At 49.8% G+C, this 25,658-nt stretch carries 19 protein-coding genes and 1 tRNA gene; 18 read left to right on the forward strand and 2 right to left on the reverse strand.

Going from position 1 to position 25,658, the window contains the following annotated elements; all coding sequences use genetic code 11:
* The first annotated feature begins 5 nt into the window (after window positions 1-5).
* From KAH19_RS04925 to KAH19_RS04940, 4 genes are all read left to right on the forward strand, one after another.
* Window positions 6-1,052, forward strand: a complete 1,047-nt coding sequence (locus tag KAH19_RS04925; protein ID WP_210685343.1) for an ABC transporter ATP-binding protein — start codon at window positions 6-8, stop codon at window positions 1,050-1,052.
* Window positions 1,053-1,256: 204 nt separating this feature from the next.
* Complete coding sequence (locus KAH19_RS04930) at window positions 1,257-1,964, forward strand: TrmB family transcriptional regulator (RefSeq protein WP_210685344.1); 708 nt, start codon at window positions 1,257-1,259, stop codon at window positions 1,962-1,964.
* Window positions 1,957-3,246, forward strand: coding sequence for a diaminopimelate decarboxylase (locus tag KAH19_RS04935; protein WP_210685345.1), 1,290 nt, complete (start codon window positions 1,957-1,959; stop codon window positions 3,244-3,246). Before KAH19_RS04930 ends, KAH19_RS04935 begins: the two co-directional genes overlap by 8 nt.
* A gap of 208 nt (window positions 3,247-3,454) precedes the next feature.
* Window positions 3,455-4,714, forward strand: a complete 1,260-nt coding sequence (locus KAH19_RS04940) for a serine dehydratase subunit alpha family protein (RefSeq protein ID WP_210685346.1) — start codon at window positions 3,455-3,457, stop codon at window positions 4,712-4,714.
* Between the two features lie 64 nt (window positions 4,715-4,778).
* Here KAH19_RS04940 and KAH19_RS04945 read toward each other — a convergent pair whose 3' ends face one another.
* Together KAH19_RS04945 and KAH19_RS04950 are read right to left on the reverse strand one after the other, a co-directional pair.
* Complete coding sequence (locus tag KAH19_RS04945) at window positions 4,779-6,338, reverse strand: ClC family H(+)/Cl(-) exchange transporter (protein ID WP_210685347.1); 1,560 nt, start codon at window positions 6,336-6,338, stop codon at window positions 4,779-4,781.
* Window positions 6,339-6,458: 120 nt separating this feature from the next.
* Window positions 6,459-7,460 (reverse strand): bile acid:sodium symporter family protein, encoded by a 1,002-nt coding sequence (locus KAH19_RS04950; protein WP_210685348.1) that lies wholly within the window; start codon window positions 7,458-7,460, stop codon window positions 6,459-6,461.
* Between the two features lie 212 nt (window positions 7,461-7,672).
* Here KAH19_RS04950 and KAH19_RS04955 point away from each other — a divergent pair, with 212 nt between their 5' ends.
* The 14 genes from KAH19_RS04955 (at window position 7,673) to KAH19_RS05020 (ending at window position 25,584) form a co-directional block, all read left to right on the forward strand.
* Window positions 7,673-8,290: a YigZ family protein gene (locus KAH19_RS04955; RefSeq protein WP_021719762.1), complete on the forward strand. Its 618-nt coding sequence runs from the start codon at window positions 7,673-7,675 to the stop codon at window positions 8,288-8,290.
* Window positions 8,291-8,458: 168 nt separating this feature from the next.
* Entirely contained in the window at window positions 8,459-9,811 is a 1,353-nt protein-coding gene (gene dnaB, locus KAH19_RS04960) for a replicative DNA helicase (protein ID WP_246869452.1), read from the forward strand.
* A gap of 337 nt (window positions 9,812-10,148) precedes the next feature.
* Window positions 10,149-11,441 (forward strand): adenylosuccinate lyase, encoded by a 1,293-nt coding sequence (gene purB, locus KAH19_RS04965; RefSeq protein ID WP_021719764.1) that lies wholly within the window; start codon window positions 10,149-10,151, stop codon window positions 11,439-11,441.
* 22 nt (window positions 11,442-11,463) lie between these two features.
* Window positions 11,464-12,753 carry an adenylosuccinate synthase gene (locus tag KAH19_RS04970; protein ID WP_210685350.1) on the forward strand — a complete coding sequence of 430 codons (1,290 nt, stop codon included), beginning with the start codon at window positions 11,464-11,466 and terminating at the stop codon, window positions 12,751-12,753.
* 102 nt (window positions 12,754-12,855) lie between these two features.
* Window positions 12,856-12,931, forward strand: a tRNA-Lys gene (locus KAH19_RS04975).
* 171 nt (window positions 12,932-13,102) lie between these two features.
* Window positions 13,103-14,056: a 2-hydroxyacid dehydrogenase gene (locus tag KAH19_RS04980; protein WP_246869432.1), complete on the forward strand. Its 954-nt coding sequence runs from the start codon at window positions 13,103-13,105 to the stop codon at window positions 14,054-14,056.
* Between the two features lie 7 nt (window positions 14,057-14,063).
* Window positions 14,064-16,547 carry a LuxR C-terminal-related transcriptional regulator gene (locus KAH19_RS04985; RefSeq protein WP_210685352.1) on the forward strand — a complete coding sequence of 828 codons (2,484 nt, stop codon included), beginning with the start codon at window positions 14,064-14,066 and terminating at the stop codon, window positions 16,545-16,547.
* A 97-nt stretch (window positions 16,548-16,644) separates the two neighbouring features.
* The gene (locus tag KAH19_RS04990; protein ID WP_210685353.1) at window positions 16,645-17,328 is read left to right on the forward strand and encodes a hypothetical protein; all 684 of its coding nucleotides are present in this window, start codon (window positions 16,645-16,647) and stop codon (window positions 17,326-17,328) included.
* 13 nt (window positions 17,329-17,341) lie between these two features.
* Window positions 17,342-18,760, forward strand: a complete 1,419-nt coding sequence (locus KAH19_RS04995; RefSeq protein WP_210685354.1) for an LPXTG cell wall anchor domain-containing protein — start codon at window positions 17,342-17,344, stop codon at window positions 18,758-18,760.
* A gap of 394 nt (window positions 18,761-19,154) precedes the next feature.
* Window positions 19,155-20,048, forward strand: coding sequence for a radical SAM protein (locus KAH19_RS05000; protein ID WP_210685355.1), 894 nt, complete (start codon window positions 19,155-19,157; stop codon window positions 20,046-20,048).
* Between the two features lie 28 nt (window positions 20,049-20,076).
* Window positions 20,077-20,988: an NlpC/P60 family protein gene (locus KAH19_RS05005; protein WP_210685356.1), complete on the forward strand. Its 912-nt coding sequence runs from the start codon at window positions 20,077-20,079 to the stop codon at window positions 20,986-20,988.
* Window positions 20,989-21,039: 51 nt separating this feature from the next.
* Window positions 21,040-22,920, forward strand: a complete 1,881-nt coding sequence (locus KAH19_RS05010) for a sigma-54-dependent Fis family transcriptional regulator (protein ID WP_210685357.1) — start codon at window positions 21,040-21,042, stop codon at window positions 22,918-22,920.
* A gap of 422 nt (window positions 22,921-23,342) precedes the next feature.
* On the forward strand, window positions 23,343-25,094 hold the full coding sequence (locus tag KAH19_RS05015) for an autotransporter outer membrane beta-barrel domain-containing protein (protein ID WP_210685358.1): 1,752 nt from the start codon (window positions 23,343-23,345) through the stop codon (window positions 25,092-25,094).
* Entirely contained in the window at window positions 25,069-25,584 is a 516-nt protein-coding gene (locus tag KAH19_RS05020; protein WP_210685359.1) for an S-layer homology domain-containing protein, read from the forward strand. Before KAH19_RS05015 ends, KAH19_RS05020 begins: the two co-directional genes overlap by 26 nt.
* Window positions 25,585-25,658: the final 74 nt, after the last annotated feature.

Genomic DNA, 25,658 nt, shown 5'->3' on the forward strand with positions numbered 1-25,658 from the left:
AATAAATGGCTGAGGTAAGAATTGAGCATGTATTTAAACGTTTCGGCGCTGTAACTGCCGTAAACGATTTTGATTTAGTTGTAAAGGATGGCGAATTTGTTTCCATCCTCGGTCCTTCCGGTTGCGGTAAAACCACTACCCTGCGCATGATTGCAGGCTTTGAACGTGCTACCGAAGGTGAAATTTATATCGGTGACCACTGCGTAAGCTCCTCTATTAAAGGCAACTTCGCTCCGCCTGAAAAACGTGACATCGGTATGGTATTCCAATCCTATGCTGTTTGGCCGCATATGACTGTTGCCGAAAACGTAGGCTATCCGTTGAAAATTCAAAAGGTAGATAAAAAGGAACGCGAAGAGCGCGTACAGAAGATGCTAGAGCTGGTTCATCTTGGCGAATACAGTAAGCGTTATCCGCATCAGCTGTCCGGCGGTCAGCAACAGCGTGTAGCTTTGGCGCGTGCTTTGGTAGCACAGCCCGGCCTGCTGCTGTTGGACGAGCCTCTTTCCAACCTGGATGCTAAGCTGCGTGAATCCATGCGCTTTGAAATCCTGGCTATTCAAAAGGAGCTGGGCATTACCGTTGTGTATGTAACCCATGACCAGGGCGAAGCAATGGCAATGAGCGACCGCGTAGTTGTAATGAGCGCTGGCGTTGTACAACAAATCGGCGCACCGCACGAAATTTATACCAAGCCTGCCAACAAAATGGTTGCCGACTTCATCGGTCTGGTTAACTTTATTGATGGCGAGGTTAAGGGTGACAGAGTATTCATTAAGGGAAGCAATGTTTCTTTCCCGAATACCGCTAAGGTTACCGGCGAAGCAACAATTGCCGTACGTCCTGAGAATATTACCATGTCCCTCAGCGGCGGTCAGATGGAAGGTCAGGTAACTCACCGCTTCTATTTGGGCGATGCGGTTGACTATCGTGTAAACGTTCACGGCCATGACATCCGCGTTATCGTTAAGGGCGCAGACCTAGATGCAATTCCTGACGGTTCCAAGGTATACCTGGACTTTGACAGAGTAATGGTTTTTGACAGAAACTAAGCTGAAAATACAAGACGGAGATAACGGATTAAATTACTGTTATCTCCTTTTTTTTATGTAAAAAAACATAAAAAACTGTGGTTAGCTATTGACAACTCGGCTTAACAGTAGTATAGTGGTCTTAAACAGGAACAACAATATAAATTTACGCACAAAGCGCATAAAAGTTCCGTCGCAAAAGCCGAAGAGCTAAATGAGGGTTTTATGAATTTAATTGAAGGTCTTACTAATTTTAATTTAACAAAGCAGGAAGCAACGCTGTATGTGCTGCTGCTGAAGTCCGGTCAGATGACCGGCTACGAAGCAGCCAAGCAGACCGGCATTTCGCGCTCTAACACCTACACTGCGCTGGCAGGACTGGTGGATAAGGGAGCAGCGTATGTGCTGGAGGAGGGCAAGGTAACGCGCTATACTCCGGTGCCTGCTGCCGAGTTTTGCAGCAACAAAATCAGTTGCCTGGAGGAGATAAAAAAAGATATACTCCAGCAGCTGCCGGTGCTGAATAATGATCCTGAGGGGTATATCACCATTAAGGGTGCGCAAGAGATTATAAATAAACTGCGCAATACCGTGCGTCAGGCACAGGCAAGAATTTATCTGTCGGCTAACAGCAGAATGCTGGAGCTGTTGCTGCCGGAGCTGCAGGCTGCTTTGCAGCGGGGCTTGAAGGTAGTAGTTATCGGCGATAAAAGCTTTTCTCTGCCGGGTGCAATCTGCTACGGTACCAATAAGCAAAGCGAGCAGATTCGTCTGATTGCCGATTCACACACTGTTTTGACGGGAGATTTACAGGATGATGAGGATTCAACCTGTTTGTATTCCTGCAAACGCAATTTAGTTGATTTATTTAAGGAAGCGCTGCAGAATGAAATTGCGCTGATTAAATTACAGAAAGGTGATATAAATGTCTAAGAAAATTCCGTTTGTTACTAAAGAACAATTAGAAAAAATCGTTTCCCAATATCCTACTCCGTTCCATCTGTATGATGAGGCCGGTATCCGTCGCACCGCGCGTCTGGTGAACAAGGCTTTTTCCTGGAATAAGGGCTTTAAAGAATATTTTGCAGTAAAGGCTACACCTAACCCCTATCTGCTGCAGATTTTGCGCGAAGAGGGTTGCGGTGCCGACTGTTCCTCCTATACCGAGCTGCAGATGAGCGATGCCGTAGGCTTTAAGGAGAGCGAGATTATGTTCTCCTCCAATGCAACTCCGGCAGAGGACTTTAAATTGGCTCGTAAATTGAATGTAACCATCAATCTTGATGATATTACTCATATTGACTTTTTGGAGAAGGTTGCCGATATTCCGGAAACCGTCTGCTGCCGTTACAATCCCGGCGGACATTTTGCCATTGCCAACAACATTATGGATAACCCCGGCGATGCAAAATACGGTATGACTCATGAACAGATTATTGAGGCTTATAAAATCCTCAAGAGCAAGGGCGTAAAGAATTTCGGTATTCATGCCTTCCTGGCTTCTAATACCGTTACCAACGAATACTATCCGGAGTTGGCACGTATTCTGTTTGAGCTGGCAGTTGAGCTGAAGGAAAAAACCGGCGCGCATATCTCCTTTATCAACCTCAGCGGTGGTATCGGCATTGCCTATAAGCCTGAGCAGCAGGATAACGATGTACTGGCAATCGGCGAAGGCGTGCGCAAAGTGTTTGAAGAGGTGCTTGTACCTGCAGGCATGGGTGATGTTAAGCTGTTCACCGAGCTTGGCCGGTACATGTTGGCACCGAATGGCGCTCTGGTAACTACCGCTATCCACCAAAAGCATATCTACAAAGAATATATCGGTTGTGATGCCTGCGCTGCTAACCTGATGCGTCCCGCTATCTATGGTTCCTATCATCATATTACTGTTATGGGCAAGGAAAACGCTCCCTGCGACCATAAGTATGATGTAACCGGCGGCCTGTGCGAGAACAACGATAAATTTGCCGTAGACAGAATGCTGCCCGAAATTAATATCGGTGACCTGCTCTTTATTCATGATGCTGGCGCACATGGCTTCTCCATGGGCTATAACTATAACGGCAAGCTGCGCAGTGCTGAGCTGCTGCTGCAGGAGGACGGCAGTGTTAAAATGATTCGCCGTGCGGAAACCCCGGCAGATTATTTTGCTACCTTTGATTTCGGCGAGTACGGACCGAAGCTGGCAGAAGAAGCAAAAATTAAAATGTAAAAAGCAAAAAGCAACGCTTCGTGACGTTGTTTATTGAGGACTGGAGCCTGAGAGCTTCAGTCCTTTTTATTGTGTGATTTAAGCACTTGCCTGAAAACAGCTTTTGATTTAAAATATATAGTGAATTGTCGGAAGCTTTAGGCAATAATGCTTCCGAAAAAATTATCAGGCTGTGAGGGAATGCAGCTGAATTTTGGAGGATGTGCTTATGCAAAATAAATATGCTGTTTATGAGGAGGCGTTGGCGGAGGAGCTTATTCCCGCTATGGGCTGTACCGAGCCTATCGCCATTGCTTACTGTGCTGCTGTATGCCGCGAGCAATTAGGAGCTTTCCCGGAGCAAATTGAAATCTGGGTTAGCCGTAACATTATTAAGAACGTTAAGAGTGTTGTTGTACCTAACACCAACAAGATGAAGGGCATCGAGGTTGCCTGCGCTGCCGGTGTTGTTGCCGCTCATTCCGAGCGTCAGCTGGAGGTTCTGGCTTATATTAACCAAGAGGAAAAGGCTGAAATTAAGGCTTTGGCTGAATCCGGCAAGATTAATATTCACGTTTCCGAAGAACCGGATATTTTCTATATCCGCATTTTCCTGGCAGCAGGCGGCAATAATGCTGAGGTAACTATTCGTACGGACCACACTAATGTTACCTGCATCAAGAAAAACGGTGTTACCGTTTTGGAAAAACCGATTGTGCCTGCTGAAGAAGAGGCAAAGAGCCTGTGGAGAATTGAAGACGTTCTGGATGCGGCACGCAATATGCCTTTAGATAATGTAAAACATCTGCTGCAACGCCAGATTGATTTCAATATGGCTATTTCCAAAGAAGGTCTGACTAATGATTACGGTGCAAGCATCGGCAAGATTTTGCTGCGCCGCGATCCGGACAGCCTGCGTATCCGCGCACGTGCCAGCGCTGCTGCAGGCAGTGACGCGCGTATGAACGGCTGCGAGCTTCCGGTAGTAATTACCTCCGGCAGCGGCAACCAGGGTATTACCGCTTCCGTTCCTGTTGTTGTTTATGCACATGCATTGGCTGCAGGCGAAGAAAAAATGCTGCGCGCAGTACTGCTGAGCGACCTGGTTACCATTTACCTGAAGCAGGGTATCGGTAAGCTGTCCGCTTACTGCGGTGCTATCAGCGCCGGCTGCGGTGCCGGTGCGGCAATCGCTTTCCTGTATGACTGCACCGATGACCAGATTGAGCATGCTGTAGAAAATGCTCTGGCTATCAACAGCGGTATTATCTGCGACGGTGCAAAATCCTCCTGCGCAGCTAAGATTGCTATGGCTGTTGAAGGCGGTCTGATGGGCGTTGATATGTCCGTGGCAGAGCGTAACTTTGCTGGCGGTGACGGTATTGTCCAAAATACTGCCGATGAAACCATTGCTGCAGTTGGCAAAATTGCCAGCCAGGGCATGGTGGAAACCGATAAAGAAATTATTGATGTAATGCTTGGCCTGTAATAAAGCAAAAAATTAGAGAGTCTGCGGTTTACGCAGGCTCTCTGTTTTTGTATCTGATATATAATTATTCTTCTACCATTTTGGTAAGCTCTTCCACGTGCTCGGTAGCAGTAAGAATATAAATGAAATCGCCGCTGAGCAGGCGTGTGTCGCCTGCAGGGATGAGCTGTGATTCACCGCGCTTGACATCTACTAAGAGTGTATTTGGCGGCCAGGGAATGTCCTTGATAAGCTTGCCGCTTACACTGCTGCCGCTGCAAACTGCCAGCTCGATAACATTGCGCTGTTCCAATACAGCCGGCTCCGGTGCTTTTTTGCGCAGCATGCGCTGCATCAGCTCCTCATAGATAGGCTTGCTGTGGCACAGCTCCGCAATGACGAAGGCTACCATAGCAGCAATTGCCAGTGAAAGTAGCTGCTGGTAGCTGGCGGTCATTTCCATAATCAGCACAGTGCCTGTAATGGGCGCGCGTACGGAAGAAGCAAAAAGTGCCGCCATAGCAACAACCATGATGTTGGTGGCGTATGCAGGCTCAATCCAGCCGAACATAATCAGAATCTGAGCGCAGATGCTGCCGCAGAGAGCGCCGATAACAAGCATCGGCAGGAAGAAGCCGCCGGGAACGCCGCAGCCGTAGCTGATGAGCGTAAAAATCAGCTTGCCTGCAAGAAAAATCAGCAGAAGCTGCAAAGACACGGGAGCTTTGGCCAGATGATTAATCAGATCGTTGCCGCCGCCCAAAACCTCAGGCAGGAAGTAACCCAGAATACCGGCGCAGATGAGGGCAAAGGCAATCTTCTGTACAGGGTGCTTGAAGCAGGGCAGGCTGTAAAAGCGGCCGATGTTCAGCAGTCCCCAGTTAAAGATAACGCCTGCCAGACCGCTGGCGAGAGCAACAAGAATGACAATACCGTAATAGCCGATGGGTAGCAGCTGTAAGTCGGGGATATCAAAAATTGTCGCACGGCCGAAGATGGCACGTGAAATAATCGTCGCAGTGAAGGCTGCGGCCATGGAGGGCAGCAGAACCATGATGGAAAAGTTACGGTGCAGCTCTTCCAAAGCAAAGATAACACCGGCGAGCGGAGCGTTAAAGGCTGCTGCCAGACCGGCGCTGGCACCGCTGGTCAGCAGATAGCGTTCCTCCATGCGCGTGCGTCCCATAATACGGCTGACGCCCTGCGCAGTTACTGCGCCCAGTTGGATGGAAGGGCCTTCGCGTCCCAGAGAAAGACCGGCGCCGATGCCGATGATGCCGGCGGTGAGCTTAACCCAGAGAATGTGCAGCCAGCGCATTTTCATCAGGCCTAAAATGGCACCTTTGACTTGCGGAATGCCGCTGCCGGCGGCCATTGGTTCGATGCAGTTGAGCTTGTGCAGGATGAAGGCGATGGCGATGAGCACAGCGAACCAGCAGGCGTTAATGCTCCAGTCGCTCACCCACAAACGATTGTAGAGCGCTCCGCGCAGGTATTCCATCTCCGAGAGGGCGAAGCGGAAGAAGCTGATGACTATACCGGCCAAGATACCGGTGAGAATGCCCTCCGCAAACAGGCGCAGGCGGAAGTTGTGCATGTTGCTGAGCGAACGGTAGGTCTTGAATTTTTGTTCTTTATCGTCCATAAATATAACTCTTTTCTTCGAATTTTTGTAACTAATATTATAGCACAAAAATAACCTTACAGCGTAGTACCGAGGTACTAGCCATAAGGTTATTAATAATATTCAGGTCAAATTTAATTTTTAAGCCTTTGCAGGTTCTGCTTCTACAGTTTCTTCCTTAGCATAATCCGGGTCAAATTTCGGATTCAGGTAGTTTTGGTAAGCCCACGCAAGGAGTGCACCGGAAATATTGTGCCATGCGGAGAATACTGCGCCGGGAACGGTTGCGGCAGGCAGAGCAGCGAAATGTGCTTTTGCCAGGCCGGTTGCCAGACCGGAGTTTTGCATACCAACCTCGATGGACAGGGCAACAGCCTTTTTCCAGCTGAGGCCGGTGAAGCGGGCGATGGCAAAGCCAAGAGCGTAACCGCAGCAGTTATGCAGAATAACTACCAGCAGAATCAGGCCGGGAGCCTTCAGGATCAGGTCGCGGCTGGCGCCGATAACACCTGCGATAATCAGAGAAATTGCAATGGAGGATACAGCAGGCAGATAGTCGGTTGCTGCTTCGGCAAGCTTAGGCAGGAAGGATTTAACAGCCAGACCTAAGCAGATAGGCAGGATAACGATTTGGACGATGCTCCAGAACATGCCTACCGGATCGAAGTTAATCTTTTCACCGATAATCATGTAGGTGATGAACGGAGTCAGAATCGGAGAAAGTACAGTGGAAACACTGGTCATGGTTACGGAAAGTGCAACGTCGCCCTTGGACATAAAGGTGATTACGTTGGAGGAGGTACCGCCGGGGCAGGTGCCTACCAGTACAACGCCGGTGGTCAGTGCCGGGTCCAGATTAAAGGCAACGGACAGCAGGTATGCCAGGAAAGGCATTACGAAATACTGAGCGCAACAGCCGATGAGAATATCAAGCGGGCGTTTGAGTACCAGTGCAAAATCCTTCAGGTTCAGCGTGGTGCCCATGCCGAACATTACGATACCGAGCATGCAGCTCAGAACGCTGATGCCGTGTACCTTACTCAATACCCACAAAAAGTTCTGCGGCATTGTGAGGCCGAGAACCAGAAAAACGATGGCGATGATGCCAAAGAATTTGCCGATTAAAGCACAAAATTGTTTCATTATGAAATTACCTCTTTCCCTTAATAAAAAAATAATAATTTTAGAGAGTAGCATCAATGCTCTCTCCTTTGTCTGTAATGTCCACTATTATAACAAAGACAGAAGAGGAAATAAAGAGTTTGCTGTAAAAAACGGTAAAAAATTTTAAAAACAGCAGAATTGTGTTATAATGTTAATATAAATTGCGAAAAATACGGACGGAGGTACGCTACTTGTATACTATAAGCAGAGATTACCGCAAAGAAATTGTGATTGAAAAATCACGTTTTATCTGCTCGCTGAAAAAGGTGCACAGTGAAGCAGAGGCTCAGGAGTTCATTAAGGCCGTAAAAAAAGAGTTCTGGGATGCAACGCACAACTGCTCCGCCTATATCGTGGATGACCTGGCACAGCGCTCCAGTGACGATGGCGAGCCGAGCGGTACTGCCGGCATTCCTATGCTGGAGGTGTTGCGTAAGAACGGACTGACGGAAACCGCTGCCGTGGTGACACGTTACTTCGGCGGCATTAAGCTGGGTGCAGGCGGACTGGTGCGCGCTTACAGCGGCAGCGTGGCAGGCGCGGTGAAGGAAGCTGGCCTGGCGCAGAAGATTTTGCTGGGCTATTACAGCTTTTTATATGATGTGAACAGTGTCGGCCGCATTCTGAATGTGCTTTATCAACAGCAGCTGTTTGAAATTGCTGACGTGCAGTATGACCTGCGCGCCAAGGTTATCCTGAAGATGCGCGCGGAGCAAAAGGCGGAGGCCGAGGCTTGGCTGACCGAGAACCTGAATCAGCAGATAGAGCTGGAGCAGGAGGGCACAGAGTTCGCTGAGGTGGCGCTGTAGCTTGCAATAGGAAAAAATTATACGAACAATCTCCCTTAGGCTATTGCTTGCGGGAGGTTGTTTTTGTTTTGGCATTGATACTGTTTAAATAAAAAGCTTTCAGCTTTGTAGCAAATAATGTATAATAATATGAATGAAAAGATTACTGACAGGAGGTAGAAGCGAGTGATTGAAGAAAGAGTGCCACCGCAAAATATAGAAGCGGAACAGGCTGTGCTTGGTGCAATGCTGATTGATAAAGAAGCTATTGCCAAGGCGACCGAAGTGCTGTCGGCGGATGATTTTTACCGCGAAGCGCATCGCGTTATCTTTAGTGCGATGCTGGAGCTTTATAATAAAAATGAAGCAGTAGATATGGTTACTGTTACGGAAATCCTCAAGCGTGACAATAAGCTGGAGGACATCGGCGGCATTGCCTACATCACCAGTCTGGCGAACGTGGTGCTGACGGCGGCCAACGTTAAATACCATGCGGATATTGTTGCCGAAAAATCGGTTCTGCGTCAGCTTGTGCGCGTTTCTACCGAAATTGCGGCTATGGGCTATGAGGCCAATGAGGATGTCGGTACGCTGCTGGATACAGCCGAAAGCCGCATTCTGGAAATTTCCAACCGCAAGAAAAAGACTGATTTTACAGCGATTAACGACGTATTGATGGACAGCGTGCAGAGCATCGAAAGTCTGCTGCAGAACAAGGGCGGTCTTACAGGTCTGCCGGCAGGCTTTGCGGATTTGGATAAGCTGACGAGCGGTCTGCATCCTTCCGATTTTATTATTCTGGCAGCGCGTCCTTCCATGGGTAAAACTGCACTGGCGTTGAACATTGTGCAGAACGTAGCACTGCGTGCGCACAAGGTTATCGGCGGCGAACCGCGCAGTGTAGCTTTCTTCAGCCTGGAAATGAGCAAGGAGCAGCTGGTTAACCGTATGCTGTGCGCCGAAGCAGGCATCGACAGCCAGCGCCTGCGCGTAGGCGAGATGCATGACGAGGACTGGACGCACCTTTGGGATGCCTGCGATACGATGAGCCGTGCGAAAATCTATATTGATGATACGGCGGGCATTACGGCGATGGATATGCGTAGCCGTGCGCGCCGCCTGAAGGCAGAGCATGGTCTGGATTTGATTGTAGTCGATTACCTGCAGCTTATGCAGGGCAGCGGCAAGCGCAATTATTCCGGTGACCGTCAGCAGGAGGTTTCGGAAATTTCCCGCTCACTGAAGGCTCTGGCGCGTGAGCTGGATGTGCCGGTGCTGGCGCTGTCACAGCTGAGCCGTAGTGTAGAATCGCGTCAGGTTAAGCGCCCCATGCTCAGTGACCTGCGTGAATCCGGCTCTCTGGAGCAGGATGCGGATATTGTAGCATTCCTGTACCGCGAGGATTACTACAATCCGGAAACGGAAAACAAGCATACCGAGCTGATTATCGCTAAGCATCGTAACGGTCCGGTAGATACCGTTAATCTGTTCTTCCAGAAGCAGTTCACCAAGTTTGTCGGCTTTACAAAGCGCGAAAGCTGAGCATAGAATACAGCGACATAATAAAAGTCCCGGGATTTTAACATCTCGGGACTTTTTGAGTATTGCACGGAGCATTGCCCGTTTGGGGTCAAAAGCGTGAAAATTATTCTCCGGACAAAGATTTTTTCTGATAAGTGTAAAAAAGCTTACAAGAAAACCGCAAAGAAAAACCGAATATTTTACCTAAAATCAACAAAAAATGTTCATAAAGCTTGCGATAAGACGCGGAAAATGATATGATATTTATGCAACAAAGTGTAGTGAAGAATCTGAAGGTAATATCTGTGGCTTTCAGATGTTTTTTCATGAATAAAATTGTCTTGGGAGGCATACAAAAATGATTGATCGTTATACTCATCCTGAAATGGGTAATATCTGGACACTCGAAAATGAATTCCGTACCATGCTGAAGGTAGAAATTCTGGCTTGCGAGGCTATGAACAAACTGGGCATTGTGCCTGACGAAGCGCTGAAGGATATTCAGACGAAGGCAGACTTCCGTCTGGACCGCATTAAGGAAATTGAAGCAGTTACCAACCATGATGTTATTGCTTTCCTGACTAATGTGGCTGAGTATGTAGGCGATGCGTCCAAATACATTCACAAAGGCCTGACTTCCAGCGACGTAAAGGATACTGCACTGTGCTACATGACCGTACAATCCGCAGACCTGATTATGCGTCATCTGGTAAACTTCCATGAAATTCTGCGCCGTCGTGCCGCTGAATTCAAATATACCGTTATGATCGGCCGTACCCACGGTATCCACGCAGAACCGATGACCTTCGGTATGAAATTCCTGCTGTGGTCCGCTGAAATCGAGCGTAACATCGAACGTCTGAAACAAGCGCGTGAAATGATGGCAGTCGGCAAGCTGTCCGGTGCTGTAGGCACTTACTCCAACATCGATCCGTTTGTAGAAAAATATGTCTGCGAAAAGCTGGAGCTCACTCCGGTACGCCTGGCAACCCAGGTTATCCAACGTGACCGTCATGCACATTTCATGACTACTCTGGCAATCATCGGTTCCTCTTTGGATAAGATGGCAACCGAAATCCGTAACCTGCAACGTACCGATATCCGTGAAGCTGAAGAATATTTTGCACCCGGCCAAAAGGGTTCTTCCGCTATGCCGCATAAACGTAATCCTATCACCTGTGAAAAGGTTTCCGGTATGGCTCGCCTGCTGCGCGGCTATGCAGTAGCAGCTCTGGAGGATGTAACCCTGTGGCATGAACGCGATATCTCCCATTCTTCCGTAGAACGCGTTATTCTGCCGGACGCAACTATTGCTCTGGACCATATGTTGCGTAAGTTCTCCAACATCATCGACAAGCTGCTGGTATATCCTGATGCAATGATTGCCAACATGAACAAAACCGGCGGTCTGATTTTCAGCCAAAACCTGCTGATTGCTTTGGTTACCAAAGGTGTACTGCGTGAGGACGCTTACAAATGGGTACAACGCAACGCTATGGCACGTTGGCTGCAAGGCGCTGACTTCAAGACCAACGTTGAAGCTGACCCGGATATCAAGAAATATCTGACCGACGAAGAGGTTGAGCATTGCTTCGATCCGAAACCGATGCTGCGCCACGTTGATGAGATTTTTGCTAGATTTGGTTTATAATTTTGATAAGGAGTGACTGCTAATGTCATCTGTTGTAGTTTTAGGCGCCCAATGGGGCGATGAGGGTAAAGGTAAAATTGTTGACTATTTGGCGCAAAAGGCTGATGCTGTAGTTCGTTACAGCGGCGGCTCCAATGCAGGCCATACCGTTGTAGTTAACAACATTAATTATAAGCTGCGTCTGCTGCCATCCGGCGTACTGTTTAATGATAAGACTAACGTTCTGGGCAACGGCGTTGTAATCAACCCCGGCGTTGTGCTGGCTGAAATCGCCGGCATGAAGGAAAAGGGAATTGATTGCAGCAATCTGGTTATCTCTGACCGTGCACACGTTGTTCTGCCGTATCATCAACGTCTTGATGAGCTGCAGGAAGAAGCACTGGGCAATCACAAAATCGGCACCACCAAAGGCGGCATCGGCCCCTGCTACATGGATAAGGTTGCTCGTGTTGGCATCCGTATCTGCGACCTGATGGAGCCCGAAACCTTTGCTGATAAGCTGAAGGTTAATCTGGAAGCAAAAAATGCTATTATCACCAAAATTTACGGTGCAGAACCGTTTGACTATGATACCGTACTGAAGGAATACCTGGCTTATGCAGAAGAGCTGCGTCCGTACGTTGCTGACACCGGCGTTGTTATGGATGAGCTGTTTGCAGCAGGCAAAAACGTTCTGTTCGAAGGCGCACAGGCTACCTTCCTCGATATCGACCATGGTACCTATCCGTATGTTACCAGCTCCAACCCGACTGCAGGTAATGCCTGCACCGGCAGTGGCGTAGGTCCCCGCTTCATCGACCATGTTGTAGGTGTAGTTAAGGCTTATACTACCCGCGTTGGTGAAGGTCCCTTCATCACCGAGCTGCTGGATACCGACGGCCCCGGCAACCAAATCCGTGAAACCGGCCATGAATACGGCACCGTAACCGGTCGTCCGCGTCGCTGCGGCTGGCTGGATGCTTTCATGCTGCGTTACAGCGCACGCCTGAACAGCCTGGATTATCTGGCAATTACCCGTCTGGATATCCTCGACAATATGCCGAAGATTAAAATGTGCGTTGGCTACAAGATTGGCGATGAGGTTCTCAAACGTATTCCTGCAAGCCTGAACGTTCTGGCTAAGGTTGAGCCGATTTTCGAAGAGTTCGACGGTTGGATGACCGACATCAGCGGCATCCGCAACTATGACGAGCTGCCGGAAAACGCTAAAAAATATCTGGCTAAAATCAGCGAAGTATCCGGTGTTGAACTGGGTATTATCTCCGTTGGTCCTAACCGCGAGCAGACCATCGTTCTGAAGGAGCTGCTGTAAGCTTAGGCTGCTGAAAAAACAGCAAAAATATTTTAAAAAAGTACTTGACTTTCCTTGCGTTAGTCTGTATACTATTAATGTTGCTAATTTATGGTAACAAATGATTCACTAGCTCAGTTGGTAGAGCACCTGACTTTTAATCAGGGTGTCCCGAGTTCGAGTCTCGGGTGGATCACCAACGAAAATATGCCGTTCTTCGAAAGAAGAACGGCTTTTTTGTATTTGCGGATGCAAATATTTATAAAGGCAGATGCAGACCCTGAAAAATTCTTCCTTGCTAATCAATACCTGCGGTAGTAATATGTAAGTGATAAGCAAAAATTTTACAGACTTTTTCGGAGGTGCTTTGATGAAAATAGTAGTTATGGAGCCGTTAGGCGTAAAGATGGAGCAGATAAATGCACTGGCAGCGCCGCTGCAGGCTGCAGGTCATGATTTTGTATATTATACTGAGAAGGAAGCAGACCAGACGAAGCTGTTGGCACGTGTGCAGCAGGCTGATATTATTATGCTGGCCAACCAGCCGCTGAGTGCGGAGATTATTAACGCCTGCCCTAATCTGAAAATGCTTTCTGTTGCATTTACCGGCGTAGACCATATTGCGCTGGCTGCCTGCCGTGAGCGCGGCGTGATGGTGTGCAACGCTGCAGGCTATTCCACCAATGCGGTAGCAGAGCTGACCTTCGGTCTGGCTATCAGCGTTATTCGCAACATCGTACCATGTGATGCCCGCTGCCGTCAGGCAGGAACGAAGGATGGTCTGGTAGGCTTTGAGCTTTTCGGTAAAACCTTCGGTGTAGTGGGCACGGGTGCGATTGGCAGCAGAGTGGCGAAGATTGCCGCTGCCTTCGGCTGCAAGGTGCTGGCCTACAGCCGCACCCCGAAGGCAGAGCTGCAGGCTGCCGGTGTACGCTATGTCGGCTTGGATGAGCTTTTGGCTGCCAGCGATTTTGTCAGCTTGCATGTGCCGCTGACGGACGCAACCCGCGGACTGATTAACGCTGAGGCTATTGCCAAGATGAAGCCGACTGCCGTACTGCTGAATACTGCGCGCGGTCCCGTTGTGGACAGTGAGGCATTGGCGCAGGCGCTGAACGAAGGACGCCTTGCCGGCGCAGGCATTGACGTATTTGAGGGCGAGCCGCCGATTGCGCCGGAGCATCCTCTGTGCCATGCCAAGAACACCGTGCTGACACCGCACGTGGCCTTCGCCAGCGCCGAAGCACTGGCTGCACGTGCTGATATCGTTTTTGCCAACATCGAAAAATGGCTGGCAGGAGCACCGCAGAACGTAATTAAGTAAAAATATCATGAAAAGGCTCAATAATTTATATTATTCCAAGAGAATAAAAGAGCTTTTGGCTGAGCTGCAGACAGCGGGAACAACGCTGGTTGTTGCGCCCATGGGCTACGGCAAAACGCTGGCAGTGCAGTACTTTTTGCAGGAGCAGGAGCGCTATGGCAAAAAGGTGCTGCGCCAAAGCATTTACGGCGCCGGTGCCGAGGCCTTTTGGCAGGGAGTGTGCCACAGCTGGCATGGTACGGAGCTGGGCGCTGCGCTGCTGCAGCAGTCTTTGCCTGCCGATGCCAATGCCAGAACGTTGGTGTTGGAGCTGTTCCGTCAGCTGCTGCCGCAGGAGCCTGTCTATTGGTTTATAGATGATTTGCATCTGCTGGAAAGCAGCGAGGCGCTGGATTTCCTGTTTGCTCTGAGCAAGGCCGGCTTTGCTCATCTGCACCTGCTGCTTGTCAGCAGAGGGCAGATTTTTGACGGCAGCCGGCTGCTGGAGCTGGGGCGCAAGGTCTTTTGCCTTGATAAGCATGACCTGGCGCTGCAGCGTGACGAGCTGGCGGAATACAGCAGCAGATGCGGTCTGCAGCTTACGGCGCAGCAGCTGGATGCTTTGCATGAAGCCTGCGAGGGCTGGTTTTCCGTTACCTATCTTAACTTTTTGAACTACGACAGGTATCAGCGCTTTTGTCTTGATACAGGCAGCGTTTATGAGATGATTGCCGATGTACTGCTGCGTCCGCTGCCGCCGGAGCAGCAGCGCTTGCTGCTGCTTATGGGGCAGCCGGAGGAGTTTACGTCGGAGCAGGTGGCCTATGCCTACGGAACAAGCTGCAGAGAGTTTGTAAGCAGACTGTTGGAATGCAATGCCTTTATTATCAGGTTGGCCAACGGCAGACTGCGCTGTCATCATATGCTGAAGCAGGCAACGCGCCATGCCTTCGGCCTGTTGCCGGAGGCTGAGCAGCAAAGGTACTTCCGTCGTCTGGGACAATGGTACGCACAGCAGAGGGAGTACGAGGAAGCGCTGGACTGGCTGTACCGCGGCCGTGATTTTAACGGTCTGCTGGCTGCAGTGCAGCAACTGCGCGACTGGTCGATGCGCCCGCAGCACAGGCAGTATCTTTTCGATTGGCTGCGCGAATGTCCGCCGGAAATATTGTGGCAGTATCCGCAGGCGGTGCTGATTATTATGCGGCGCATGTTTTCGCTGAACATGGTGCCGGAAATGCTGCAGGTCAAGGAATGGTACGTAACGGCGCTAGAGCGCAATATTGCCCTCAGCCAGCGTGAGCGCGATAATTATTACGGCGAGCTGGAGGTTATCCTGAGCTTTTTGGCCTTCAACAGCATCACCGGTATGAGCGAGCATCACAGGCGTGCCTACAAGCTGCTGAGCGGCGCACCGCAGACGCTCAGCAAGCAGGGCATCTGGACCTTCGGCGCGCCCAGTGTTCTGGGATTGTATTTGCGCACGGGCTGCAGTCTGCGGCAGACGGTGGAGGATATGCAGGAGTGCATGCCGCCGTACTATCTGCTGAGCGGCTGGCACGGTGCCGGTGCGGCCGAGCTGACGGAGGCGGAAGCACTTTTGCTGCAGGGACGCATCGACGAAATGGATATGCCTCTGCAGAAGGCGTATTATCAGGCGGAAAAGCATGGGCAGGAGTGTATTACTATCTGCTGTGATTTTTTGGAGATGCAGCGTGACCTTTTCCGCGGCGTTTACAGCAGCAAGGCGGAGGCCTACAGCCGCCATCAGTGGCAGCTGCAGCCTTGGAAGCAGAGCATGCTGCTGAATACTGCCGATATGTGCGCCGGCTTTTACTATGCGCTTTTAGGTAAGCCGGAATATATCCCGAGCTGGCTGACGGACGAAAACGGACAGCAGCCTTCGGTGCTTTATCCGGCGCGCCCCTGCCGCAACTATATCAGTGCCCAGTGTCTGTTGGCACAAGGGCAGTATACGGAGCTTTTGGTGCGCTGGTCCGACTGGGAGCAGGAATGCCATCCCTACAGTAATTTTTTGTGCCTGCTGTATTTGCAGGTGCAAAGGGCGTCGGCCTTTGCCGGCAGAGGCGATGTAACAAGCTGCCGCGCCTCGCTGAAGCAGGCGCTGGCACTGGCTGCGCCGGATAAGCTGGTGCTGCCGTTGGCGCAGAACGTAGCGCTGCTGCGGCCTTATCTGGAGCAGGAGGCGCAGGGTGAATTTTCTGCAACGGCAGCGGTGGCGCTGCACCTGGGGCAGCAGCTGGAGGCAGGCCGGGGGCAGATTATGTCCATGCGCTTTGCCGAAGCAGGCCTGCAGGAGCTGACGGAGCAGGAGCTGCAGATAGCACAGCTGGCGGCAGCTCGCCATACGAACAGGGAGATTGCGCAAAGATTGTCGCTGTCGGAGGGGACAATTAAGCAATATCTCAATAAAATTTTTGCCAAGCTGCAGATTGATGCGGCGGCCAAAAATAAAAGACATCAGCTGGAGCGCTTTTTCCCCAACTCTTAACTAAAGGTTACTTATAGTTAATATTGACTCGGTATATACTGTAAATGAAGAAGTATATGCCGGGTCTTTTTATATCCGGCGGTTAGGAGGCGGAAAAATGAAACGGCTGAAGACAGTGCTCGGGGCGTGCCTGGCGATGCTTGTGGCCTTCACGGCATTGGCGTGGGCGGCAACGCAGTACAAAACAACTATCAAGGTAAGCGGTACCAAGCTGAATGTGCAGCGCTATGTAGAGGGCAAGGGTCCTATGAAGGATAAGGCGGTGCTGCTCAACAAGGATAATAAGGTTGTTGTGCGCTGGAAGCAGCGCGAGCTGAAAAAATGGTACTATGACGGTGATAAATATTTCCGCTTTGTACCCTACAGCTATGATATGAAAAACCTGAAGCCGGGCAGATATCGCTTGGTAACGACCAGCAGCTTCGGCAAGGGCGGTGCGGTTAAAAAGACTGTCAACATCAGCTACAAGCCGCAGAGCAAGATGCAGTTCCGTGCGTCCAAGATTATCCGCAAGGGCAACGGTGATGTTTACCAGCGCCTGTATTTCAAAAAGAATAATTCCACGGGCAAGACCTGCTATGCCCAGATTTTCAATAAAAACAACAAGCTGGTCTACAGCACGAAATATAAGGCAAGAAATGCCAATCAGGATTTTGCTTTCAGCTGGAACGGCTGGGCGAGCGGCAACAGCGGCAAAAAATGTGCTAAGGGCGTATACACCGTGAAGTATTGGATGGATGGCGTTAATCCCAAAACTGCCAAGTTTCGTCTGAGCATTTGAGGAGGGGAGCATAATGAAAGAAAAAATGATGCGTATTATCGTAACTGTTATGCTTACCCTGCTGCTGTGCAGCCTGACGCTGCTGGCAGGCGCCGCCTCCAAAAATGACTGGAAGAATACGGCAGGCTGCTATGTGTGGACCGAAAGCAGCCAGTATAATAACGGCGTGCTGAATATCAAACCCTTGGGCGATGATAAATATCTTTACGAGCTGAAGGTTTTGCGTGGCAGTGAGGAAGAGGACAGTGCGGAGGATTTCGTTACTGCCGGCGTTTTTGAAATCAACGAGGACGGCGACGGTATTGCCGAGGTAGATTACAAAAATAATGATACGGTGGAGCTGCGCTTCGTGCTGAAGGACAAGAGCATTACCGCCTATCAGGACGGACCGCTGCCGCTTGATGTTCAGGGTGAATACAGATTCAACGAGGACAGCTTTGATGTATCCGAGGCTGCGGTCGCCGCGCTGCTTGCCGGACTGCCGGAAAAGCAGACAGGCTTGCCGGAGGATGCCGATGATTATAAGCTGCTCTATGCGGAGGAACCTGTGGACGGCTGGTTCTATCAGCTGACGGCGCTTGATGATGAGGGCAAGGTTATTGCCAAATTTTTGGTAGCTGCCGATTTGAGCGCTGTGTACCGCAACGATAAAGAGGATGAGGTAAGCCTTATTTACGGTGACCCGATCAATATGCTGGCTGCCAAAAGAGCACCGCTTGTAGAGGAGGATGAGCTGGAAGGCCCTGCAATCGAAAGCGGCGAGCTTGAGGGCGATGAGGATGCGCCTGACCTGCCTGCAACCGCAGCCTCCGAGCTTAGCCCGCTGGTGACGGTGGCTCCGGAGGAGGCAAGCCTGAAGGTGGGCGAGCGTACACGCATAGTTGCTTCGCTGCCGGGCTGCGTAGGCTATAACGTAACGGATCTGCGTTCCTCTAACAGTGATATAGTGAAGGTGGACGGCGATGTGCAGCTTTTGGCTGTGAAGCCGGGAACTGCGACGATTAGCGGTAAGCTGCTGCTGGAAAAGGGCGAAAAGGCCTTTGTGACGCAGATTACCGCCTATGAGCCGAAGCTGGAGGCTCCGAATTTGCCGGCACACTTGGGAATAGACGAGGCGCTGAAGCTGGAGGCCTACGTTGTGGGCGAGGCTGACGGCGTGACACCGGAGTGGAGCGTGAGCGATGAAAAAATTGCCGTTATCGAAGATGGCAAGCTGATTGGTAAGGCTGATGGCGTCGTTACCGTTACGGCAGTCCACGGCGAGATGAAGAGCCAATGGCCGGTGGCTGTGGGCAATGCAGAGCTGCCCGCTGCCGAGGATGAGGAAGAAAATGAGGATGACGATGACGGTTTTGGCCTGCTGACGATTATCGGCGGCGTAATTATCATCGGTGGCGCTGCCTTCTTCTTCCTGCGCAGAAAACGCAAATGATAAGCTGATGCTGTAAAGCGTTATGCTTAGCGAAAAAATAATATGAAGCATCGGAGGCTGACCTGTGTCAGCCTCTTTGGTGCGCCTGCGGCGATGCTGTTGTTTGTGACCGCAGGCGTATTTTTTGTGTGCGGGTATATGCTGTTACGTCCGCTTTTTGCCTGCCCAAGCGTCCTTACCGTTGCCAACAGGCGCGGGAAATCACAGTTATTTTACACTCTGACAATGTTTCACAAAATCTCTGTAAAAAAAGTAACAAAAAGTTTTCAGTTGGACGTTACAAATGGCGAAAAATCTAGTATAATATTATTAAAGTGTACTATACTTTACAAAATCTCTGAGATCTCAAACTGGCGCCAAATCAATCAAAGTAAAATGAGGTAGAATAGTAGAAATGTTTTTTGATTCTTACGAGACACCAGTCTTCAGACCTCCCAGTGAGGCACGCAGCTTTATTTTGCGCGTTACGCGCGGCTGCGCACATAATAAATGCACCTACTGCAACATGTACAGAGGTGTTCCCTTTCAGATTTTAAAGGATGAAGAAATTTCCCGTCAGATAGCGCTGGCGGCCCATTACGGCAAGAACAAGGTGCGCCGCGTCTTTTTGGCGGACGGCGATGCTTTGGTGCTGCCGACGGCCAAGCTGCTGAAGATTCTGCAGGTACTGCGCGAGCAGTTTCCGCATCTGCAGCGCGTTGCCAGCTATGCTGCGCCCAAGGATATCCTGCGCAAGAGCGAGGAGGAGCTGCGCCAGCTGAAGGAAGCAGGCCTGAAGCTTTTGTATTACGGCATGGAAACAGGCGACGATGCTACGCTGAAGGCTGTCAACAAGGGTGTTGACGGCGAGCAGGCGGTAGAAGCGGGACGCAGAGTTACTGCCAGCGGCATGAAGCTTTCTATGATGATTATTCTGGGCCTGGCAGGTGCGGAGGGCAGCGAACGCCACGCACTGGCAACTGCCAAGGCGATCAATATTATCAAGCCGACACATCTTAGCGCGCTTTGCCTGATGCTTTACCGCGGCAGCGAGCTGCTGGACCAGTACGAGGCAGGCAAGTTCAATCCGCTTTCACCGGCGGGCTTGATGCGCGAGCTGAAACTGATAATAGAAAATATAGATTTACCTGCGGATAGGCACTGCCTTTTCCGCAGCAACCATGTATCGAACTACGTTCAGCTGGCAGCAACGCTGCCGCATGACAAGCAAAGGCTGCTGCGCGATATTGATTACAGTATTGCTCAGCTCAGCAAGCTGAAAAGCTGGGACGTATATAACTACAATTAATTTTTAATTTTGCATTTGAGCGGGGCTGATGAAGATGAAAAAGAAGCTGGCTTCTGTGCTGACCGTAATCATGCTGGCCTGCAGCCTGCCATGGCAGTCACAGGCTGCAGCGCCTATTGTCAGCAACAAACCGCATAAGGCACCGGTGGCAACGCCGCCGGCCGTAAGCGAGGTGCAGCCTGTGAAGGCGGTGCCGGAGCCTGTTGCCGTCAAGGCCGATACCGCAGCCAAGCCTGCTACCGAAGTGAAGGCGCCCAAGCAGGCGCAGCCTGAGAAAAAGGCGAAGAAAACTGCAAAGAAAAAAACTAAGGACAAACAGCAGTCCAAGGTACAGGTGCAGCAAAGCAACTGGCGCCTGAAGGTGGCACAGCAAAAGCTGCAGGTGCTGGGCTTCAGTGACGAACGCCCCAGCGGACGCATGACGGAGGCTACCAGCACTGCGCTGAAAAGCTTCCAGAAGCAGTACAAGCTGAAGGCAGACGGCGAGCTGAATGATGCTACTTATCAGAAGCTGACCTGGGAGGCCTTTGCCAAGGAGGGCATTCCCAAGGTTAAGGGCAAGGAAATCGTCAGCCGTGCAGCCAAATACAAGGGTGTGCCCTATGTGTTCGGCGGAACCACGACCAAGGGCTTTGACTGCTCTGGTTACGTGCAGTATGTGTTTAAGGACTGCAAGGCCAAGCTGCCGCGCTTGGCAGACGAGCAGGCGTTACAGGGGATTTTTGTAACGCAGAAGCAGCTGCGGCCCGGCGATTTGGTATTTTTTACCACCTACGCCGCAGGCGCGTCGCATGTGGGCATTTATGCCGGTGACGGACAATTTTGGAGCGCATCCTCGTCCAAGGGTGTAATGCTTTCGTCGCTGAAGGACGATTACTGGAAACAACGCTATTATGGAGCACGCCGGGTGTTGATTACGAACGGCGAGGTTTATAAATAAAAGTTCTGCTGACGGCAGCCGACTGCCGGACAGCGGGGGAGGGTATAAAATATGATTCGCGAGAGAAGAAATAAGGATAAGCTGGCTTCTTATTACAGAAAGTTTATGGAAGAGGGCATTGTTGACCCCAACGTGCATCCGTGGGTTGCCGACAGCTGGCAGCGTTGCCGTGCTATGCATCTGCCGCACGAAACCATGCCCAAAATCAACAAGCTGAGCCGCGAGGAAATTATCGCGCACCAAAAGACGCATGAGTTCATCGTCAAATACGTTGACGGTCTTTATGAGCAAAGCAAGCAGCATTTCAATATCCACAACCTGAGCATGCTGCTGATTGATGAAAACGGCTATGTAATCAAAAACTACGCTATGCCGTTCTTCCAACGCATTATCGAGGATATTCAGGGTATGCGCGTTCTGGAGGAGGATGTTGGTACCTCCAGCATCAGCATTGCGCGCGAGCATAACGTGCCTTTCCTGATGTTCGGTCCGGAAATGTGGATTAAGGACAGCCATTCCGGCGATGCCTGCAGTGCGCCTATCTGCGTAAACGGCAAAATCCGCTATATTATTTCCTTCTTTTCTCTGGATCAGAACGATTTGCCCTATGATTTGCTGTTGAGCCTGCTGATGACGATGAAATATTCCATCGAGCAGCACCTGAATATGCTGGAGGCCTGGAGCATCAACCGCATTATGATGGAACAGCTGCCGGTAACCGTTTACTGGCTGGGCAAGGACGGCAGTGTGAAATACTGCAACGAAAACGGCCGCAAGCGTCTGGAAGGCCATGAGCGCCTGGAGGATGTGTTCCTGAACTACGAGCATATTCCTATCAAAAAAGCTCTGCATGGCGTAGCAACACAGCGTCGTGAAATTACCTGGATTACTCAGGACAGAACCTTTGAGGATATTACCACTGTTATGCCGATTAAGGTTGGCAGCGAGGTAGAAAGTGCTTTGGTGCTTTCTATGTCCATCGAGGATTTGAAAACAACCATCGCCCATGCAACCGGTTACAGCAGCCGTTACAGCCTGTACAGCATGGTTGGCGAAACCAGCGAATTTTTGGCGCTGCAGCATAAGGCAAGCCGCGTTGCCCGCACCGACCACAACATTCTGCTGCAGGGCGAGCCCGGTACCGGCAAGCAGCGTTTGGCACACGGCATTCATCAGGCCAGCCCCCGCGCTGCCGCTCCGCTGATTGCGGTAAAATGTCACAACGCATCTATGGCAGAGCTGGAGGCTGAATTCTTCGGCACCAATGAGGATGGACAGCAGTCTGCAGGCAAGCTGGAGCTTGCTATCGGCGGTACTCTGTTCCTCGACGAGGTAGAAAAGCTGCCGCTCGAAATGGGCGACAAGCTGGCTGATGCACTGACGCACGGTCTGCCTGCAACGGAAAAGGGCGGCAAGCCGCGTATGTTTGATGTGCGCGTAATTGCAGCCTGCGATTCCAACCTTAAGCGCTTGGCAGACAAGGGCTTGTTCTCCCGCAATCTGTATGAGCTGGTTTTGGATACCACCATGCGCGTACCGCCTCTGCGTGAGCGCGTGAAGGATATCGAGGTTATCGCTTCGCATATTCTGGTGGAAATGTCTGCACAGCATAACCTGCCGCAAAAACGCCTTTCTCCCGAGGCTGTTTCCCTGCTGCTGTCCTGCAGCTGGCCGGGTAACATCAAGCAGCTGCAGGGTGTTATCGAGCAGGCCTTCTTCCACACTCCCGGCAGCATCATCGAAGCAGAAAACATTAAGCTGCCCGGTGACAAAACCTTGGAGCGCTCCTGGAAGTATGACAAGGAAGCCTTTATTGCAGCCTGGAAATCCGCCGGCGGCAATATCAGTAAGCTGGCAACAATGCTTGATGTCAGCCGTGTAACCTTGTATCGTTATCTGAAGAAGTACGGCCTGGGACCGAAAGCAAAATAAATTTTTAACCTGAATGCCCTCGAAGCAGGCTTGTCCTGCTCCGGGGGCTTTTACGTTTTTGAGGGAGCTTGGCGCTGCGAGGCGAATTTAGAAGAGAAAAGTGCAACATGTTGCAGAAATCTCTTCTAAAGAAGGTGAGCTAATGGAAATACGCAGAGATTTTTATTTGGAAAAGCTGATAAACACAGGCAAAGCATATTCTGACAGACTCTATTAGATTAAAAGCTGAAGGAGAAATTTTCGCCAAAAATAAAATAATATTCCGACTATTGTTTAGCAAAGCAAATGTCTGAGATAAAAGAGCAGATTTTGTGACTTTATCTGTTTAAAAGTTTACATATGTCAGCAAAGTGGATGGTCATTTAAAGATTAATGTGAATTGTGATGAGGTTGTTCAGCAAGTTGGCAATAAAGGCTTATATATGACAGAAAGAAGTAATTTTGTAGGCAAGACTGCAGATATTACTGTTAGTGGAAAGAAGGGCGTTGCTCTTTATGGTCAGGCTAATAATTATATTTTCAATAATGAGAAATCTACTATTGCTTTTAGTGATGCTGTTAAGGTGAATGCAGAGATTGCTATATTTGCAAACAGTGTGAAAAAGAACGAAAATGTTGCCGTTGTTGATTTGCAAAAGGATTTCATCAGTTTACATGATAATTCCCAGATTAGTGTAGATGGTAACAGTAGAGTGGATATTAATAATAACGGCGAGGGTGTTGTGCAGTTTAGTGGTATTATGGGCGTTTTCCAGGAAGGCGCAATAACCACTGGGGATGCTAATATCAATATCAATATGAATAATGGCACATCATATTGGAATCTGACCGGTAACAGCTGGATGAATACCTTAAATATTGCTAACGGTGCTAAGCTGGATATGACTGCCGATAAAGATGATAACAAGTTCAGTAAATTGTATTTGAAGAATCTGAAGGGGGATGGCGCTTCTCAAAACCTTATAAAAATGGATATCGATGCTTCTAAAAATGCAGATAACAGCGACCGTATTTATGTAAAGGGCCTTCATAATGGCATTCATTATATCACCTTGGATAATGTGGCAGCGGATGGCTCTCACGATGGTGCAGAGGGTACTGTTCTCGTCAGCGTTAAGGATGAGCGGGGTGAGTTTAAGGCTAAAGATAGTGAAGGCACTTTGTTCTGGAATAAGTATGACTTGGCTAAGTATGAAAAGGATAAAGGTGATACTGTTACTGAAGGTTATTCTACAGACTGGTATTTGAAGGATATAGAAAAGCTTAATAAACCTACTACCAGTGTAGAAACTGTTCTGGCTGTTAATTCTTTGAACTACCACACCTGGCGTACAGAAAATGATAAGCTGCTGCAGCGTATGGGCGAGCTGAGACATAATGGTGAGGAAGAGCAGGGTGCTTGGTTCCGAGTAAAAGGCAGCAAGATTGGTTATGACGGCAGCTTTGAGAACAAGTACACTACCTACGAATTGGGCTATGACACAGTTACCAAACGTACCGATGACATAGTGCGTTATCAGGGCGCAGCGCTGAGCTATGTGGATGGCAAGAGTAGCTATAGTTGTGGCAGTGGCGACAATCATGGCAAGTCTATTAGTTTCTATACCACTGAACAATATAGCAAGGGTCATTACCTTGATTTTGTGTTCAAGATTAGCAATATGGATAATGATTTCAAGGTATTTGATACCAAAGGTAACAAAATTACCGGCGAGTATGATAATACCGGCGTGTCCATCAGTGCAGAATATGGTCGTAAAAACGATTTGAACAATGGCTGGTACATTGAGCCTCAAGCACAGCTGACTTTGGGTTACATGGGCGGTGCAAGCTATGAAACAGATAATGGCATTTTGGTTGATCAAAGCGGTATTAAGAGTGCACTTGGTCGCATTGGCTTCAATATTGGCAAGAAGATTGGCGAAAAAGGTATTGTATATGCTAAAGCAAACCTGCTCCATGAATTTGGTGGCGGCTATGATGTAGTAATGGAGGCAGAAGACAGCAGCTTACCCGTAAGCAACACCTATAATGATACTTGGTTTGAATACGGCTTGGGTGTAGCCTTGGCAACCAGCAAAAACAGTCATGTTTACTTTGATGTAGAACGCAGCACGGGCAGCGATTTCTACAAGGATTGGCAATGGAATGCTGGCATGCGTTGGAACTTCTAAAAATTTAAGATATATATCCTTGGACCGTACCAACCATGTAAGCAACAGCCGGACCGCTCTGGCTCGTGAGGTTATCGACCTCCGCGGTCAGCTGGCAGTAATGGGTGCTAAAATGGCTAAGATGGAAAAAGCATTCGGTATGCTGGATGAAACCAAGACCAAGCTCTTCCCGGATGTTCCGGCTAACCACTGGGCATATGAATACATCGCTAAGCTGGCAGGCAACGGCTACATCGAAGGCTATCCTTACGGCAACTTCGGCGGTGACCGTCTGATGACTCGTTATGAATTTGCTGCAATGCTTTATCGTGCAATCGAAAACGGCGCAGCTCTGGAAGAAAAGATCATCAAAGAATTTGAGCCTGAATTGGGCCGCATCCGTGTAGACCGCATCAGCGGTGAAGATGGCGATCGCGATAAGATCGAACGTGTACGCGTAAACGATACTAAAGGCGAGCGCGACCATTACGGCAACAAGCTGGCAAAATAAATTGTCGGCAGTGACAAGTGAATAAAGCTCAGTAAACAGTAAAGGCGTTCTCTCGCAGGGGAGAACGCCTTTTG

Source organism: Phascolarctobacterium sp. Marseille-Q4147, from assembly GCF_017968825.1.
Lineage (GTDB): Bacteria > Bacillota > Negativicutes > Acidaminococcales > Acidaminococcaceae > Phascolarctobacterium_A.

Excerpts from the sequence above, each read along its gene's own strand:
- KAH19_RS04925 (WP_210685343.1), top strand. The coding sequence starts at position 6 with ATGGCTGAGGTAAGAATTGAGCATGTATTTAAACGTTTCGGCGCTGTA.
- KAH19_RS04930 (WP_210685344.1), top strand. The coding sequence starts at position 1,257 with ATGAATTTAATTGAAGGTCTTACTAATTTTAATTTAACAAAGCAGGAA.
- KAH19_RS04935 (WP_210685345.1), top strand. The coding sequence starts at position 1,957 with ATGTCTAAGAAAATTCCGTTTGTTACTAAAGAACAATTAGAAAAAATC.
- KAH19_RS04940 (WP_210685346.1), top strand. The coding sequence starts at position 3,455 with ATGCAAAATAAATATGCTGTTTATGAGGAGGCGTTGGCGGAGGAGCTT.
- KAH19_RS04945 (WP_210685347.1), bottom strand. The coding sequence starts at position 6,338 with ATGGACGATAAAGAACAAAAATTCAAGACCTACCGTTCGCTCAGCAAC.
- KAH19_RS04950 (WP_210685348.1), bottom strand. The coding sequence starts at position 7,460 with ATGAAACAATTTTGTGCTTTAATCGGCAAATTCTTTGGCATCATCGCC.
- purB (WP_021719764.1), top strand. The coding sequence starts at position 10,149 with ATGATTGATCGTTATACTCATCCTGAAATGGGTAATATCTGGACACTC.
- KAH19_RS04970 (WP_210685350.1), top strand. The coding sequence starts at position 11,464 with ATGTCATCTGTTGTAGTTTTAGGCGCCCAATGGGGCGATGAGGGTAAA.
- KAH19_RS04980 (WP_246869432.1), top strand. The coding sequence starts at position 13,103 with ATGAAAATAGTAGTTATGGAGCCGTTAGGCGTAAAGATGGAGCAGATA.
- KAH19_RS04985 (WP_210685352.1), top strand. The coding sequence starts at position 14,064 with ATGAAAAGGCTCAATAATTTATATTATTCCAAGAGAATAAAAGAGCTT.
- KAH19_RS04990 (WP_210685353.1), top strand. The coding sequence starts at position 16,645 with ATGAAACGGCTGAAGACAGTGCTCGGGGCGTGCCTGGCGATGCTTGTG.
- KAH19_RS04995 (WP_210685354.1), top strand. The coding sequence starts at position 17,342 with ATGAAAGAAAAAATGATGCGTATTATCGTAACTGTTATGCTTACCCTG.
- KAH19_RS05000 (WP_210685355.1), top strand. The coding sequence starts at position 19,155 with ATGTTTTTTGATTCTTACGAGACACCAGTCTTCAGACCTCCCAGTGAG.
- KAH19_RS05005 (WP_210685356.1), top strand. The coding sequence starts at position 20,077 with ATGAAGATGAAAAAGAAGCTGGCTTCTGTGCTGACCGTAATCATGCTG.
- KAH19_RS05010 (WP_210685357.1), top strand. The coding sequence starts at position 21,040 with ATGATTCGCGAGAGAAGAAATAAGGATAAGCTGGCTTCTTATTACAGA.
- KAH19_RS05015 (WP_210685358.1), top strand. The coding sequence starts at position 23,343 with ATGACAGAAAGAAGTAATTTTGTAGGCAAGACTGCAGATATTACTGTT.
- KAH19_RS05020 (WP_210685359.1), top strand. The coding sequence starts at position 25,069 with ATGCTGGCATGCGTTGGAACTTCTAAAAATTTAAGATATATATCCTTG.